Annotated in this window: 14 protein-coding genes; 9 read left to right on the forward strand and 5 right to left on the reverse strand. The window is 70.9% G+C overall.

Annotation, left to right across the window (positions count from 1 at the left end):
- The first annotated feature begins 115 nt into the window (after positions 1-115).
- The 8 genes from fabI (at position 116) to G4D85_RS07080 (ending at position 9,062) form a co-directional block, all read left to right on the forward strand.
- Positions 116-949, forward strand: coding sequence for an enoyl-ACP reductase FabI (gene fabI, locus G4D85_RS07045; RefSeq protein WP_164009338.1), 834 nt, complete (start codon positions 116-118; stop codon positions 947-949).
- Between the two features lie 181 nt (positions 950-1,130).
- On the forward strand, positions 1,131-1,517 hold the full coding sequence (locus tag G4D85_RS07050) for a response regulator (RefSeq protein ID WP_164009341.1): 387 nt from the start codon (positions 1,131-1,133) through the stop codon (positions 1,515-1,517).
- Positions 1,518-1,521: 4 nt separating this feature from the next.
- Positions 1,522-2,388, forward strand: a complete 867-nt coding sequence (locus tag G4D85_RS07055) for a response regulator (protein ID WP_164009343.1) — start codon at positions 1,522-1,524, stop codon at positions 2,386-2,388.
- Positions 2,385-3,623 carry a CheR family methyltransferase gene (locus G4D85_RS07060; RefSeq protein ID WP_164009345.1) on the forward strand — a complete coding sequence of 413 codons (1,239 nt, stop codon included), beginning with the start codon at positions 2,385-2,387 and terminating at the stop codon, positions 3,621-3,623. Before G4D85_RS07055 ends, G4D85_RS07060 begins: the two co-directional genes overlap by 4 nt.
- Complete coding sequence (locus G4D85_RS07065; RefSeq protein WP_164009347.1) at positions 3,620-4,165, forward strand: chemotaxis protein CheW; 546 nt, start codon at positions 3,620-3,622, stop codon at positions 4,163-4,165. The genes G4D85_RS07060 and G4D85_RS07065 overlap by 4 nt, the downstream gene beginning before the upstream one ends.
- Positions 4,155-6,305, forward strand: coding sequence for a hybrid sensor histidine kinase/response regulator (locus tag G4D85_RS07070; protein WP_164009349.1), 2,151 nt, complete (start codon positions 4,155-4,157; stop codon positions 6,303-6,305). The genes G4D85_RS07065 and G4D85_RS07070 overlap by 11 nt, the downstream gene beginning before the upstream one ends.
- On the forward strand, positions 6,302-7,372 hold the full coding sequence (locus G4D85_RS07075; RefSeq protein WP_164009352.1) for a chemotaxis protein CheB: 1,071 nt from the start codon (positions 6,302-6,304) through the stop codon (positions 7,370-7,372). The genes G4D85_RS07070 and G4D85_RS07075 overlap by 4 nt, the downstream gene beginning before the upstream one ends.
- Before the next feature lie 94 nt (positions 7,373-7,466).
- Complete coding sequence (locus G4D85_RS07080) at positions 7,467-9,062, forward strand: methyl-accepting chemotaxis protein (protein ID WP_164009354.1); 1,596 nt, start codon at positions 7,467-7,469, stop codon at positions 9,060-9,062.
- A 101-nt stretch (positions 9,063-9,163) separates the two neighbouring features.
- On the opposite strand, the gene clpA is transcribed toward G4D85_RS07080, so the two are convergent.
- The 5 genes from clpA to G4D85_RS07105 are packed head-to-tail and all read right to left on the reverse strand — an operon-like array spanning position 9,164 to position 14,097.
- The gene (gene clpA / locus G4D85_RS07085; protein WP_164009356.1) at positions 9,164-11,464 is read right to left on the reverse strand and encodes an ATP-dependent Clp protease ATP-binding subunit ClpA; all 2,301 of its coding nucleotides are present in this window, start codon (positions 11,462-11,464) and stop codon (positions 9,164-9,166) included.
- 3 nt (positions 11,465-11,467) lie between these two features.
- Positions 11,468-11,791: an ATP-dependent Clp protease adaptor ClpS gene (locus G4D85_RS07090; RefSeq protein WP_164009358.1), complete on the reverse strand. Its 324-nt coding sequence runs from the start codon at positions 11,789-11,791 to the stop codon at positions 11,468-11,470.
- 43 nt (positions 11,792-11,834) lie between these two features.
- Positions 11,835-12,995 (reverse strand): GNAT family N-acetyltransferase, encoded by a 1,161-nt coding sequence (locus G4D85_RS07095; protein ID WP_164009360.1) that lies wholly within the window; start codon positions 12,993-12,995, stop codon positions 11,835-11,837.
- 59 nt (positions 12,996-13,054) lie between these two features.
- The gene (locus G4D85_RS07100) at positions 13,055-13,495 is read right to left on the reverse strand and encodes a hypothetical protein (RefSeq protein ID WP_164009362.1); all 441 of its coding nucleotides are present in this window, start codon (positions 13,493-13,495) and stop codon (positions 13,055-13,057) included.
- 38 nt (positions 13,496-13,533) lie between these two features.
- Complete coding sequence (locus G4D85_RS07105; RefSeq protein ID WP_164010498.1) at positions 13,534-14,097, reverse strand: DUF2378 family protein; 564 nt, start codon at positions 14,095-14,097, stop codon at positions 13,534-13,536.
- 195 nt (positions 14,098-14,292) lie between these two features.
- Here G4D85_RS07105 and G4D85_RS07110 point away from each other — a divergent pair, with 195 nt between their 5' ends.
- Positions 14,293-14,859 (forward strand): NifU family protein, encoded by a 567-nt coding sequence (locus G4D85_RS07110; RefSeq protein ID WP_164009363.1) that lies wholly within the window; start codon positions 14,293-14,295, stop codon positions 14,857-14,859.
- Positions 14,860-14,870: the final 11 nt, after the last annotated feature.

Here is a 14,870-nt window from a genome sequence, read left to right on the forward strand (position 1 = left end):
CGTGGCGATGTAGGTCTGCCCTGTTTCCACCCCGGTGGCCCGCCCGGGTTTCGTCCCGCTCCGGCCGGTAGGAGTGGTAGAGAGCGCGTTCCCTCACTCCTTCAGACGAGGCTCCATGCTGCTCCAGGGCAAGAAGCTGCTCATCACCGGGGTGCTGACGCCCCAGTCCCTCGCCTACGGCATCGCCGAACACGCGCTGGAACAGGGCGCGGACATCCTCCTCACCGGGTTCGGCCGCGCGAAGTCGCTCACCGAGCGCAGCGCGAAGCGCCTGAAGCCCGGCCTGGAGGTGCTGGAGCTGGACGTCAGCAATCCCGCCCACTTCCCCGCGCTGACCGAGGCCCTGCGCCAGCGGTGGGACCGGGTGGATGGCGTCCTGCACTCCATCGCCTACGCCCCCGAGGACGCGCTCGGCGGCAACTTCCTCAACACCCCCTGGGAGAGCGTGCAGACGGCCTTCCGCATCTCCACCTTCTCCCTCAAGGAGCTGTCGGTGGCGTGTCTGCCTTTGATGACGAAGGGCGGCTCCATCGTCACGCTGGACTTCGACAACCGCGTCGCCTGGCCCATCTACGACTGGATGGGGGTGTGCAAGGCCGCCCTGGAGGCCACGGTGCGCTACCTCGCCCGTGACCTGGGCCCCAAGGGCATCCGCGTCAACGCGCTGGCGGCGGGCCCCCTGGCCACCATCGCCGCCAAGGGCATTCCGGGCTTCAAGTCGCTGGAGCAGGGCTGGAGCCGGCAGGCGCCGCTGGGCTGGAGCTCCAAGGACAGCCACGACATGGTGGCTCGCACCGCCTGCGCCCTCCTGTCCGACTGGCTGCCTTCCACCACGGGCGAAATGGTGCACGTGGACGGCGGCTACCACGCCATTGGCGCGCCGCCCGTGGACCCCTCGGCCGACGCCGCGGAGCCGCCCGCCAGCGCCTCGAAGCAGGCAACCGAGTAGGATTCTTCCCGAGCACCCCCCGGGCCCCGGGAATTGTCCTGGGGTCATCCGACACCTGCCCGCTCGGTACCATGCCGGGCCGGACCGCCCCGCTTTCTCCCGTGAGAGCGCTCACGGTAGAGTCCTGAACAGTCGCAGGGGCCTCCCGCACAGCGCGGGCCTGCGTAGGAGCCGCATCACAGTGACGACCCACAGCACCAACGTCTTGCTGGTGGATGACAGCCCGACGGTCCGCAACATCGTCAAGATCTACCTGATGAACCTCAAGGTCTCGACCGTCGAAGCGGACGATGCGACCCGGGCGCTCCAGATCCTCCGGCTCGTTCCCGTGAGCCTCGTCATCGCCGACATCAACATGCCCGGCATGGACGGCATCACCTTCGTGCGGGAGGTGCGCGCCAGCGCGATGCCCCAGGTGCGCTCGGTCCCCATCCTGCTGCTGACGGCGGAGAAGAACGCGGACCTGCGCCAGAAGGGCACCGAGGCCGGCGCCAACGCCTTCATCCAGAAGCCCGTGTCCCACCACGAATTGACGGAAACCGTCCGTCAGTTCCTCTCCAAGGCCTGATGCCGTGAGCCTGCCGTCCCTGCTGCTCGTCGACGACAGCGACGCGATTCTCGCGCTGGAGCGCGCAATCCTCTCCGGCCACTACACCATCCACACGGCCAGCAATGGCCGCGAGGCGCTGGAGAAGGTGGGCCGGCTGCACCCGGAGGCGGTGCTGCTGGACCTGTCCATGCCGGAGATGGACGGCGACGAGGTCCTCCAGCGGATGAAGGCGGACCCGGCCACCGCGCACATCCCCGTCATCATCATCTCCTCGGAGAAGTCGCGCGCCGAGGCGTGCCTGGGGCTGGGCGCCGAGGCCTTCCTGCCCAAGCCCTTCCGCGCGGACGAACTGCTGCACACCGTGGGCGAGTCGATGGCCAGCGCGCGGCGCCGGGCCCGGACGGGCTCGCTGCTGGTGCTGCGCGTGACGGTGGGCGAGCTGGAGTTCGCCATTCCCCTGGATGCCGTGCGCGAGGTGCTGCTGCACCCGGCGACGCGGCCGCTGCCCACGGGCCCCGCCTACCTGCGGGAGTACGTGGAGGTGCGGGGCAACGCGCTGTGCGTGCTGGACGTGGCGCGCCGCCTGGGCGTGGAGCACAAGCAGGTGCTCGTCGAGCGCATGCTGGTGGTCATCCAGGTGGAAGGCGTGGCGCTGGCGCTGGCCGTGGACACGGTGAAGGACCCGGAGGAGTACGCCGCGGCCGACGTGGACCGGCGCGAGCGCGTGGGCGGGGCCGACCATGGCCCGCTGCGCGAGGGGCTCATCGGCATGCTGCGGGCCGGCGGCCGCGCGCTGCCCATCCTCGACCCGAAGGTGTTCATCGCTCGCGGGCTGCTGCGGGAGCTGCCCTCCATGCTCGAGGCCGCGGAGGCCAGGCGGACCGCATGAGCGGCGGAGAGCTCGACCCGCGGCTGCTCACCCGCGCGCGGGAGGTGGTGGCCGCCATCACCGGCTTTCGCACCGACGCCATCGCCACCGAGGCGATGGAGCGCGTCATGCGGGCGGAGCTCACGCGCGGGCGCTCCGCGGGAGATCTGCTGAGCGAGCTGGTGCACCCGGTGTCCACCCTGTCCAGCACGCTGGTGCGCGCCATCCTGGTGGGGGAGACGTACTTCTTCCGCCAGCCGGAGCACTTCCGCTTCATCGCCCAGGTGGGCGTGCCCGCGGCGCTGCGCCGGGACGCCCTGGCCCTGCGCGCCTGGAGCGCGGGGTGCGCCACGGGCGAGGAGGCCTACTCGCTGGCCGCGTGCCTTCAGGCGTCGCTCCCCCACGGCTTCCCGGTGGAGGTGCTGGGCACGGACCTCAGTGAGGCCAGCCTGGAGGCGGCCCGCCGCGCCACCTACGGCACCTGGTCCCGCCGCGAGTCCGCGCCCCGGCTCTTCCCCCTGTACGTGGAGAGCGGTGAGCGCGAGGTCACCATCCTTCCCGTCGTCCGTCGCGTCACCTCCTTCGCCCAGGCCAACCTGCTGGCGCCGCTGCCCGAGCGGTTCGGCCGCTTCGACTTCATCCTCTGCCGCAACGTGCTCACCTACTTCACTCCCGCCGCGCGTGACGCGGCCATTACGCTGCTGTCGCGCACGCTCAACCCGGGCGGGCTGCTCTTCCTGGGTGCCGTGGAGGTGGACCGCGTCCCCTCCGGCATGGTGCGCGAGGGGCCTCCGGAGCTGCAGGCCTTCCGCCTCCTCGCCCCGGGCGAGTCCGCCAAGCCGCCCTCGCGCCAGCGCGCCGCCAACGAGGACGTTCGTGCCTCCGTGCCGGCCCGTCGCCCGGTGGCGCCGCCCGCGCCCGTCGCGGCCCGCGTCGTCGCCGCGCCGCCGCCCGTGCCCTCGCGGCTCCACCTGAATGCGCTGGAGCGCATCGAGGAGGGGGACGAGGCGGGCGCCATGGCCGTGCTGGAGGCGCTGGTCCGCCAGTCGCCAGACTATCTGCCGGGGCTGCTGGAGCTGGCCCTGCTGCGGGAGCGCTCCGGGTCTCGCGAGGCGGCCGTGCCGCTGATGCGGACCCTGCGCTCTCGCGCCGAGCGCCTCCCGCCCGACCAATTGGTGGACGGGCCCGAGGCGCTGCCGGCGCGTTTCTACCAGGCGTCCGCTGACGCCTACCTCAATCAGGGGCCGCTCGAATGAAGGTCACCCCGCGGACGATGGAAGAGGCCCAGGAGGTCGAGTCGCGCGAGCTGCTGGAACGGCGCGCATCCCGACTCAGAGACCAGGGCGAGGCGACCGTCGAGGAGTCGGTCCACTGGATTGCGGAGTTTCCCCTGGGCGAGGAGCGCTACGCGCTCTCCCTGGAGACGCTGCGCGCCGCGCTGCCGCTGAAGATGGTGACGCCGGTGCCGCTGTCCGCCCCGCACGTCGTGGGCGTGCTGCGCTTCCAGGGCCAGGTGCTGGCCGCGCTCAGCCTGGCGTCGCTGCTGGGCGGCCACGGCTGGCGGCAGGACCCGGCGGTGCTGCTGGTGGTGGACCGCGGTGACGGCGAGCTGTGCGCGCTGGACTGCGAGGCCATTCCCCGCCCCACCACGCTGCCCATGAGCACGGTGGAGGCCGCGCGCGTGCGCTCCGAGGGCGCCGTCCTGGAGGTCTTCACCCAGGACCGCCAGCTCATCCACTTGATTGACTTGAAGCGCCTGTTCGCCCTGCGCGGGACGGGAGGACGTCATGCCCGTTGATCCGCTGCTACAAGGCCTCGTCGCCGGCTTCGCCGTGGAGGCCCAGGAGGTCGTCCAGAAGGTCACCATGGACCTGCTGGAGCTGGAGCGCGACGGCCTGGAGACGGACGCGCTCGCCAGGCTCTACGTGCGGCTGGGCCGCCACCTGCACACCCTGAAGGGCAGCGCCTCGTCGCTGGGCATGCAGGACCTGGGCGACATCGCCCACAGGCTGGAGGATGCGCTCGCCCCGCTGAAGGCCAACCCCCAGAAGATGCCCCGGCCGGTGGTGGACATCCTGCTGCACGGCCTGGACCTGTTCATGCTGCGCGCGCAGGCGCACGCGGACGGGCGCGGAGACGCGCTGCCGGACCCGGCGGCCGCCCTGGCGCAGCTGGTGTCCGACGCGCCGCCCCCGGAAGCAGCCGCGGACATGGGCGCGCCCTCGCACGCGGCGGCGCCGGAAGCGGCCTCGACGGGCGGGGCCGAGTCCGCGCCGGTGGCCATGCCGGATGCGCTGCCCGAGTCGGCGGACACCGGCTGGCGCGTGTCGGTGCGGCAGGTGACGGCGCTGATGCGCGAGGTGGAGCGCCTGCGCGAGGTGCGGCTGCGCTTCGAGGAGCGCGGCCGCGAGCTGGACCGCGTGGTGACGCTGCTGGCCAAGCAGGGCCTGCTGGCGGAGACGGCGGAGGCGCGCTCGCTGCTGTCCGGCACGTCGCGCACGCTGCGCACCGACGGCGAGGAGACGGGCGACATCGTCGAGGCGCTGGAGGAGGGCCTCAAGGCGATTACCACGCGCCCGGTGCGCACGATTCTGGACCCCCTCCAGCGCATGGTGCGCGACTTGTCGCGCCAGCTCGGCAAGGAGGCCCGGCTGTCGGTGGTGGGCTCGGAGCTGTCGTTGGACAGGCGCCTGCTGGAGAAGCTGCAGGGGGCGCTGGTGCACCTGCTGCGCAACGCGGTGGACCACGGCCTGGAGCTGCCGGCCCAGCGCGAGCGCGCGGGCAAGCACCACGAGGGCGCCCTGACGCTGCGAATCGAACAGCAGGGCAACCTGCTCTTCCTGGAGTGCGCGGACGACGGCGCCGGCATCGACGTGGAGCGCGTGAAGAAGGTGGCCGAGTCGCGCGGCGTCGTCACCTCCGACGAGACGGCGCGGCTCAACGAGAACCAGGTGAGGGACCTCATCTTCCGGGCCGGCTTCAGCACGCGCTCGGACGTGACGGACACCTCCGGGCGCGGCGTGGGGCTGGACGCGGTGCGCGCCTCGGTGGAGGCGCTCCAGGGCCGCATTGAAGTCGCCAGCACGCCGGGGCAGGGCACGCGCTTCATGATGACCCTGCCGGTGGACCTGGGCAGCTCCCCGGTGCTGGTGGTGCGCGCGCTGGAGACGCTGGTGGGCCTGCCGATGCTGGCGGTGGAGGCCACGCAATTGGCCCGCGCGGACTCGCTGCGCCTGGGCAAGCGCCGGGCCCACCTGGAGTACCAGGGGCAGCTGCTGCCGGTGGTGGACATCGGGGCGCGGCTGGGGCTGCGCGCCATGGCGCCGCCGGCCGAAGGGCAGCCGCTGCTCATCGTGCAGAGCGGCGGCAAGCGCGTGGCGCTCGCGGTGGACGCGGTGGTGGGGGACCGGGACCTGGTCATCCGCCCGCTGCCCTCCGAGGTGCGGGACGTGCCGGCCTGGCAGGGCGCGGCCACGCTCAGCCGCGGCGAGCTGCTGCTCATCTGCCGCCCGGACTGGCTGGTGACGGAGCTCGCGCAGACGCAGGTGGTGGCGCAGCGGCGGGCGCTGGTGGTGGACGACTCGCTCACCGCGCGCGCGCTGCACCGGGCCATGCTGGAGGCCGGCGGCTTCACGGTGCACCTGGCGGCCAGCGGGGCCCGGGCGCTGGACCGGCTGCAGACGGACACCTACGACGTCGTCATCTGCGACCTGGACATGGAGGAGATGGACGGCGTGCAGCTCATCGCGAAGCTCCGCGAGCGCAAGGAGACGGCCTCGCTGCCCGTCATCCTCGTCTCCGCGCATGACAGCGCCCCCGCGCGCGAGCGTGGGCTGGCGGCGGGCGCGGACGGCTACCTCAGCAAGCGCGAGTGCGCCGCGGGCCGCCTGCTGGCCGAGGTGCTGGACGTGATGAGCCGCAGGGGGTCTCGGGCGTGAGTGTGCAGCGGTCCATCCGCGTCCTGGTGGTGGATGACTCCCCCACCATGGCCAACACGCTCACGGCCCTCCTCACGGAGGAGCCGCGCATCGAAGTCGTCGGCCGGGCGGGCGACGGCAACCGCGCCGTGCAGCTCGCGCGACTGCTGCGTCCGGACGTCATCACCATGGACCTGCTGCTGCCGGGGCTGGACGGCCCGGCGGCCATCGCCGCCATCATGTCCCAGTCGCCCGCGCGCATCCTCGTGGTGAGCGCGGTGGCCGAGGAGCGTGGCGTGGACCTGGGCTTCCAGGCGATGAGCGCCGGCGCGCTGGAGCTCATCGGCAAGCCCAACGTCACCAACGCCGAGGAGCTGCGCAAGTGGGGCCGTGATCTGGCCCACTCGGTGTGCCTGATGGCGGAGGTGCCCGTCATCTCGCGCCGCCCGCGCACCGGGGTGATGCCGCCTCCGCCCACGGGCGCGCGGGTGGACGTCTTCGGCATCGTCGCCTCCACCGGCGGCCCGCCCGCGCTGGCGGACCTGCTGGCGAAGCTGCCGAAGGACTTCTCGGTGCCGCTGCTCATCGCCCAGCACATCACCGTGGGCTTCACCCAGGGCATGGTGCGCTGGCTGTCCCAGGTGACGCCCCTCCCGGTGAACATCGCGAAGGAAGGCGAGCGCCTGGAGCCGGGCAAGGTGTACTTCCCGCTGGACGGGCATGACCTGATGGTGGACGCGGCGGGCCTCGCGCGGCTGCAGCGCACCAAGGGTGGCCCGTGCCCCAACGGGGACGTTCTGCTGTCCTCGCTGGCCTCCGCCTTCGGCCGGCGCAGCGGAGGCGTGGTGCTCACCGGCATGGGCGAGGACGGCGCGCGCGGCCTGCTGGCCATCCGCAAGGCGGGCGGCGTCACCTTCTCACAGGACGAGGCCTCCTCCGTCGTCTACGGCATGCCGCGCGCCGCGCTCGAGCTGAAGGCCACGGACCAGGGCGTGCCCCTGGCCTCCATGCCGGAGCTCATCCTCCAGAGTTGCTCGCTCTCCGCCTTCCGCGCGAGCGGGCGGGGCGAGGGAGGCCCTCCCCGATGAAACCCCTGTCCCGGGCCTCGCGCCCGTGTCCCTTCTTCACCTGCCAGCCTGCTCGCGGGTGCCTTCCTGACGTCGTCTCCCTGGTGGTGATTCCGTGACCCTCCCCCAAAAATCGCTCACCACGCAGCTCACCCAGCAGTTCCGGCAGTCGCTGGGGCTCGCGCCGAAGTTCGTCCTCCTCACCGCGGTCATCAGCGCCTCGGTGGCCTTCATCCTCACGGGTGTCGCCACCAACGGGCTCGAGAACGGCCTGGTGGACAACCACCTGGAGGAAGGGCAGCTGGTGGCCCGCAGCATCGCGGTGGCCGCCGAGCAGGGCATCACCGCCAGCGACGGGACGCTCCAGCCCATGCTGGACGTCACCCGCGGCAGTGACGACCTGTCCTACCTCTTCGTCCAGGACGCCAGCGGCAACGTCGTGGCGCACTCCTTCACCAGCGCCTTCCCCGAGCCGCTGAAGGCCGCCATCCTCGCGGCGGGGGACTCGGCGGTGGTGGACATGGAGTTCGGCGACAGCCGGCTGCGCGCCCTCAACGTCAGCGCCCCGGTGGCCGGAGGCCGGCTGGGCACGGTGCACGTGGGCATGTCCATGGACCACGTCTCCAGTCAGGTGTCCTCGCTGCGCTGGCGGATGATGGTCTTCGCCCTGCTGCTGGTGGCCGTGGGCGTGGGCGTGGCCGCGATGTTCGGCCGCAGCATCGTCCGCCCGCTGCGTGACTTGACGGAGGTGGCGGGCCACATCGTCGAGTCCGGTGACCTCACCCGTCCCATCCAGGTGAAGAGCGGCGACGAGGTGGGCCGGCTGTCCAACTCCTTCGCGCAGATGGTGGCCCGGCTGCGCGAGGTGACCATCAACCTCCAGCAGGCCGCCACCGCGCTCACCCAGTCCACCGAGCACCTCAACACCTCCTCCACCGACCAGGCGCAGACCATCTCCCGCCAGGCCGCCGCCCTGCAGGAGACGCAGGTGACGGCGCAGGAAATCAAGCAGACCTCCATGCTGGCCGCGCAGAAGGCGGAGAGCGTGCTCTCCGTCGCCGAGCGCGCGGACGCCCTGGCCAAGTCGGGCGAGGCCTCCATCGAGCTGACGATGGCGGGGCTCAACGACATCCGCGTCCAGGTGGGCGAGATTGCCCAGAAGATTGTCGAGCTGGGCGAGCGCACGCAGCAGATTGGCGGCATCACCCAGACGGTGAAGGATTTGGCGGACCAGTCCAACATGCTGGCGCTCAACGCGGCGATTGAGTCCGTCCGCTCGGGCGAGCACGGCAAGGGCTTCGGCGTGGTGGCGCGGGAAATCCGCGCGCTGGCCGACCAGTCCATCCAGGCCACCACCCGCGTGCGCGAGCTGCTGGACGACATCGCCAGCTCCGTCACCGCCGCGGTGCGAATCACGGAGCGCGGCGCCGAGCGCATGGAGTCGGGCCTGGCCCAGGTGCGCAACAGCGGGCAGAACCTGCGTGAGCTGTCCTCCATCGTCCAGGACAACGCCGCCGCCGTCCGCCAGATTGCCGCCGCCGTCAGCCAGCAGAACGTGGGCATCAATCAAATCACCCTGGCGGTGAATGACCTCTCCAAGATGATGGACGAGACGGTGGCCCGCATCGGCTCCACCGGCGAGGCCGCCACCACGCTGCAAATCATCTCCGAGCAGCTCTCCAGCGCGGTGAAGAGCTACCGCGTCGGCTGAAGCGCCGCGCGTCCCGCCTTCGCGAAAAGAAGAAGGCCCCGACTCCACCTGGGAGCCGGGGCCTTTTTCATGTCCGGTGCCCGGCGGCCGGGCGGGACGGGCTACACCACCTCGGCGGCGGCGGGCATCGTCTGGAGCTTCAGGCTGTCGCCCTCCACGTCGTAGCGGGCGATGCCGCCGTCCTTCAGGTCGCCGAAGAGGAGCGCCTCGGCGAGCGGCTTCTTCAGCGAGTTGTCCACGAGGCGGGCCATGGGCCGCGCGCCGAAGGCCGGGTCATAGCCGTGCTCGGCCAGCCACGCGCGGGCGGCGGGCGTCAGCTCCAGCTTCACCTTCTTCTCGTCCAGCATCTTCTGGAGGAGGCGGACTTCCTTGTCCACGACCTTCAGGATGATTTCCGGCGGCAGGCCGGAGAAGAGAATCCACCCGTCCAGCCGGTTGCGGAACTCGGGGGTGAAGGTGCGCTCAATCGCCTTCTTCGCGCGGGTGCCGTCCGCGGGCTTCTGCAAGTCACCGAAGCCCATGGCCTTGGTGCTCATCTCCTGCGCGCCAGCGTTGGTGGTGAGGATGAGGACGATGTTGCGGAAGTCGGCCTTGCGGCCGTTGTTGTCCGTCAGCGTCGCGTGGTCCATCACCTGGAGCAGGATGTTGAAGAGGTCCGGGTGGGCCTTCTCGATTTCATCCAGCACCAGCACCGCGTACGGGTGCTTGCGCACGGCGTCCGTCAAGAGGCCGCCCTGGTCGAAGCCCACGTAGCCCGGAGGCGCGCCGATGAGCCGGCTCACCGTGTGCTTCTCCGAGTACTCGCTCATGTCGAAGCGCAGGAACTCCACGCCCAGCGTCTGCGCGAGCTGCTTGGCCAGCTCCGTCTTGCCCACGCCCGTGGGGCCGGAGAAGAGGAACGAGCCGATGGGCTTCTCCGGCGCACGCAGGCCGGAGCGGGCCAGCTTGATGGCGCTGACCAGGTCCTTGATGGCCGCTTCCTGACCGAAGATGACCGCCTGGAGCTCCTTCTCCAGATTCTGGAGCTGGACGCCCTCGCTGGCGGACACGCTCTTGGCGGGAATCTTCGCCATCTTCGCCACCACGTTCTCCACGTCGGCGGCGCTGACGGTGTTGGTGCGCTTGCCCTCGGGCTTGAGCCGCTCGGCCGCGCCCGTCTCGTCGATGACGTCGATGGCCTTGTCCGGCAGGAAGCGGTCGTTGATGTGCTTCGCGGACAGCTCCGCCGCCGCGCGGATGGCCTCGGGCGTGTACTTCACCCCGTGGTGCTCCTCGTAGCGGCTCTTCAGCCCCTCCAGGATGAGGACGGTGTCCTCCACGGTGGGCTCGCCCACTTCAATCTTCTGGAAGCGCCGCGACAGCGCCCGGTCCCGCTCGAAGGCCGCCTTGTACTCCTGGAACGTCGTGGAGCCGATGCAGCGCAGCCGGCCGCTGGCCAGCGCGGGCTTGAGCAGGTTGGACGCGTCCATGGAGCCGCCGCTGGTGGCACCGGCGCCCACAATCGTGTGAATCTCGTCGATGAAGAGGATGGCGTCCTTCTGCTCCTGCAGCGCCTTGAGCACGCCCTTGAGCCGCTCCTCGAACTGGCCGCGGAACTTGGTGCCCGCCAGCAGCGCGCCCATGTCCAGCGAGTAGACGACGGAGTTCTTCAGCACCTCCGGCACCCGGCCCTCGTGGATGTGCAGCGCCAGGCCCTCGGCAATCGCCGTCTTGCCCACGCCCGCCTCGCCCACGTAGAGCGGGTTGTTCTTCCGGCGGCGGCAGAGCACCTGGATGGTGCGCTCCAGCTCCTTCTCGCGGCCGATGAGCGGGTCGATGCGCCCCTCCTTCGCCTCGATGTTGAGCTGGGTGGTGTAGGCCTCCAGGGGGCTCTTCCGGGGAGACTCGCCCTCCTCGTCGTCGCCCACCGGCGCGGCACGGCCGGGAGCGCCCTCGGACGGAGCACCGTCGCCCTCGCCATCCTTGGAGATGCCGTGGGAGATGTAGTTGAGGAGGTCCAGCCGGGTGACGCCCTCCTGCTGGAGCAGGTAGAGCGCCTGGCTCTCCTCCTCCCGGAACATGGCCACCAGCACGTCCCCGCCGTCGATGAGCTTCTGCTCGGCGGACAGCGCGTGCATGGCGGCGCGGTGGAGCACCCGCTCCACTCCGATGGTCTGCTGGGGCTCGGCCTCCACGCCCTCGGGCAGGCGCTCGACGGTCTCCTCCAGGAAGGAGACCAGGCGCTCCTGGAGGCGCTTCGCGTTGGCTCCACACGCCCGCAGGACTTCGCGTGTCCGCGAGTCCCGGGTGAGCGCGAGGAGCAGGTGCTCCAGCGTCAGGTACTCGTGGCGCATCTTCCGCGCCTCATCGAGTGCGGTGCGGAAGCTGGCCTGCAACTCTTTGGCAATCAGCGGTCCTGCCACGTTTCAACCTTCCTCGGGTTCCATGGAGAGCCGCAGGGGAAACCCATTCTCCTGAGCCGCGGCCTCCACCGTCTTGACCTTCGTTTCGGCGACCTCGAACGTATAGACGCCGGCAACCCCGACCCCGTTGTAATGGACGTGCAGCATGATCTGCACGGCATCCGTCTCCGACTTGTGGAAGATCTCCTTGAGCACGGCGACAACGAACTCCCGCGTCGTGTAGTTGTCGTTGTGCAGGAGCACCTTGTAGAGGGTGGGCCTCTTGAGCTTCTGCTTGGGTGCTGACTCCGTGACGACGGAGTTATCGTGCTCGTGCTTCTGCGCCATGGGTCTATCGCGCTCCCTTTAATGACGACGGGAGGAGGGATTTTCAGGCCCCCTCCTTGAAACCAGTCTCCGCCCGCCACTGGGGCAGGCCGCCTTCGACGGCTGCTCGCTCATGGGCCAGGAAGCCGCGCACGGCGCGGTCCAGGCCGGGGTGGAGGAGCAGGTGCGCACTGTATGTAAGGTGCGGCTCGAAGCCCCGGGTGAGTTTGTGCTCGCCGCCATGGCCGGGCTCGAAGCGCTCCAGCCCCCGGGCGATGCCCTGCTCCACCGGGTGGTACAGGCAGACGTTGAAGTGCAGGAAGGGGTGCTCCTCGAAGCAGCCCCAGTAGCGGCCGTAGAGGGCGCGGGGGCCGGCGAAGTTGAACGCGCCGGCCACCAGCCGTCCTTCCCGGCGGGCCTCCACCCATTCACAGCGGTGCCGGAAGCGGGCGAGCATCCGGGCGAAGAAGTCCCGGGTGAGAAACCGCATGCCCCACGGGTACTTGTCCACCGTGGAGGCGTACAGGCGGTACACCGTGTCCGCGTCCACGCCCTCCAGGGCCTCGCCCCGCAGGGTCTGTACCTGGATGCCCAGGTCGGCCGGGGCGCGCAGCTCGCGGCGCAGCTGGGTGCGCCGCTTGGAGTGGAAGCGGGCGAGGAAGTCCTCCAGGGTGCGGTAGCCCTCGTTGCGCCACTGGTACTGGACGCCCAGGCGCACCGCGAAGCCCTGGTCCTCCAGGACGGGCAGCTCCTCCTCGGTGGGGAAGAGGACGTGGACTCCGGACAGGCGCTCGGCGCGGGCGTACTCCTGCGCGGCGGCGTACAGCTCGGCCTCGCGCGCGCGGCGGTCCTCGCCCGGGGCCACCAACACGCGCCGGCCGGTGGCGGGGGTGAAGGGCACGGTGAGGACGAGCTTGGGGAAGTAGCGCAGGCCGGCGCGCTCGGCGGCGGTGGCCCAGGGCCCGTCGAAGACGAACTCGCCGTTGCTGTCCTCCTTGAGATACGCGGGCGCCGCGGCCACCAGCCGGGAGCCGCGCCACAGCGTCAGGTGGCGGGGGTGCCAGCCCCGCTCCGGCACGGCGCTGCCGCTCTCCTCCAGGCTCGCGAGGAAGGTCCACTCCAGGAAGGGCACGCCCGCCTCGTCCACCAGGGCATCCCACGCGGCACGGGGGACCTCGGTGATGGAGGGCAGGATGCGCAGGGTGGTGGGGAGCGGGGTGGACATCGCGACGTTGGCGCGAGCCTATAACGATGCGGCCCGGGTGCCGCCAGCACCGCACCGGGCTACTTCCCGCGTGTCAGCTCCGCGGCAAGGAAGCGTCCGGCTTCCGCCAGTCCCTCGTCGCCCCGGCGCCGTCCCTCGTCGGTCTCCATGACCCGGCGCGCGGCGTCGCTGGCGGTGCCGACCTCCAAATCCAACAGGATGAGAAAGGCGCTCCAGGAGGGGCTGGAGGGGGCGGGACGCCCGGGGCGCAGGGGGCGGTCACCCAGCGTGGTGGCCACCTTCTCCAGCAGCCCGTCGTCGGTGAGCCGCTTCGCGGTGCCGCGCATGGCGGTCCACGCGGCCTCCAGCAGCGCGGTCAGCAGGCGCCCGGCGAGCGCGGTGGACAGCCGCTGCGACGCCTCTTCCTCGTCGATGTTGTGGGCCCGGGCGTAGGTGGGCATCAGCTTCGCCACCACCACGGCACGGGTGGCGAGGTGGGCGAGACGGGGTGGGTAGGACATGTGGTGCGCTCCTGGTGAGGCGCGGCGGCGACCAACAGCTACCAACGCACGAGGAGACGGTAGCCCTCGGCGCTGCGTTCCTCCACGGTGATTCGCGGCTGGGCGGACGTCAGCTCCAGCATCCGCTCCATGCCGCCCGCCATCAGGTCCGGCCGGTTGTAGCGGTCCGTCAGGTGGATGCGGCGGCCGCGGTCTCCCACCGGGGTGAGCGTCACGTGGATGTCGGTGCGGCCCATCAGCGCCAGGTAGCGCGGCACGCGCTCCATGGCCCGCGCGGGGCCAATCATCGGCAGGGCCACCGCCGCCACCCGGCCGATGAGCGTCTCCGCGAAGCCCACGACGAGCTGGCGGCCAAGCTGCCGGTACGCGTCCTCCTCGCCCAGCGAGGCGAAGGCCTCCTGGCGCGCCAACGTCACCGCCCGCTGCCAGAGCGCGATGGGGTAGTCCATCTCCGGCTTCTTCATGTGGTAGCCGAGCGCTTCCAGCTCCCGGGCCAGCCGCCCCTCCGCCTTGAGGCCCCGCACGAACAGTCCCTCGAACACGGCCGCCGGCACGCGCGGCGCGGGCTGGGGGGTATCGAGGGGTCGGCGGTGGCTGGTCATCAACATCGGCGGGCTCCCCGGGGAGCAGTCAGCCTGGGAGTATACCGGATTCCACGTCGAGTTCTGGAAGTTCTCGTATTTCTTGTTGAACAGTGGAGGGTGGGGGGGTGGGCGGCACGACGCCGTTTGCTTCTCCGAGAGTCGGGTTGCTAAGGGGCGACCGGCGCCTTAGAGGAAGGGCCTGAGGAGAATTGAATGTCGGTGAACATCCAGCTCGAGTGGACCCCGAACCCCAGCACGCTGAAGTACGTGGTGGACCGGAAGCTGTTGGCGGGCGGCGCGTTGAACTTCACGAGCCGGGACGACGCCCAGGCGAAGTCGCCGCTGGCGCACAAGCTGATGGACGTGCGCGGCGTGACGGCGGTGATGATTGGCAGCAACTTCGTGACGGTGACGAAGGGCGAGGAGGGCGAGTGGGACGAGATGAATGACGCGGTGATGTCCGCGCTGGACTCGCACCTGACGGCCAACGAGCCGGTGGTGGACGAGGCGGCGGTGGCGGCCTCGCGCCAGGCGGCGGGCGGAGCGGAGGGTGGCTCCATCCAGGCGCGCATCCAGGAAATCCTGGACAGCGAAATCCGTCCGGCGGTGGCGATGGACGGCGGCGACATCACGCTGGACCGCTTCGAGGACGGCATCGTCTACCTGCACATGAAGGGCTCGTGCGCGGGCTGCCCGTCGTCCACGGCCACCCTGAAGATGGGCATCGAGGGGCGCCTGCGCGAGGCCATCCCCGAGGTGCTCGAAGTGGTGTCCGTCTGAGGCGCAACGTC

The organism is Pyxidicoccus trucidator, assembly GCF_010894435.1.
In the GTDB taxonomy this organism is placed as follows: domain Bacteria; phylum Myxococcota; class Myxococcia; order Myxococcales; family Myxococcaceae; genus Myxococcus; species Myxococcus trucidator.

Coding starts and splice junctions, on each gene's coding strand:
- fabI (WP_164009338.1), top strand. CDS start 116: ATGCTGCTCCAGGGCAAGAAGCTGCTCATCACCGGGGTGCTGACGCCC.
- G4D85_RS07060 (WP_164009345.1), top strand. CDS start 2,385: ATGAGCGGCGGAGAGCTCGACCCGCGGCTGCTCACCCGCGCGCGGGAG.
- G4D85_RS07065 (WP_164009347.1), top strand. CDS start 3,620: ATGAAGGTCACCCCGCGGACGATGGAAGAGGCCCAGGAGGTCGAGTCG.
- G4D85_RS07070 (WP_164009349.1), top strand. CDS start 4,155: ATGCCCGTTGATCCGCTGCTACAAGGCCTCGTCGCCGGCTTCGCCGTG.
- G4D85_RS07090 (WP_164009358.1), bottom strand. CDS start 11,791: ATGGCGCAGAAGCACGAGCACGATAACTCCGTCGTCACGGAGTCAGCA.
- G4D85_RS07095 (WP_164009360.1), bottom strand. CDS start 12,995: ATGTCCACCCCGCTCCCCACCACCCTGCGCATCCTGCCCTCCATCACC.
- G4D85_RS07100 (WP_164009362.1), bottom strand. CDS start 13,495: ATGTCCTACCCACCCCGTCTCGCCCACCTCGCCACCCGTGCCGTGGTG.
- G4D85_RS07105 (WP_164010498.1), bottom strand. CDS start 14,097: ATGACCAGCCACCGCCGACCCCTCGATACCCCCCAGCCCGCGCCGCGC.
- G4D85_RS07110 (WP_164009363.1), top strand. CDS start 14,293: ATGTCGGTGAACATCCAGCTCGAGTGGACCCCGAACCCCAGCACGCTG.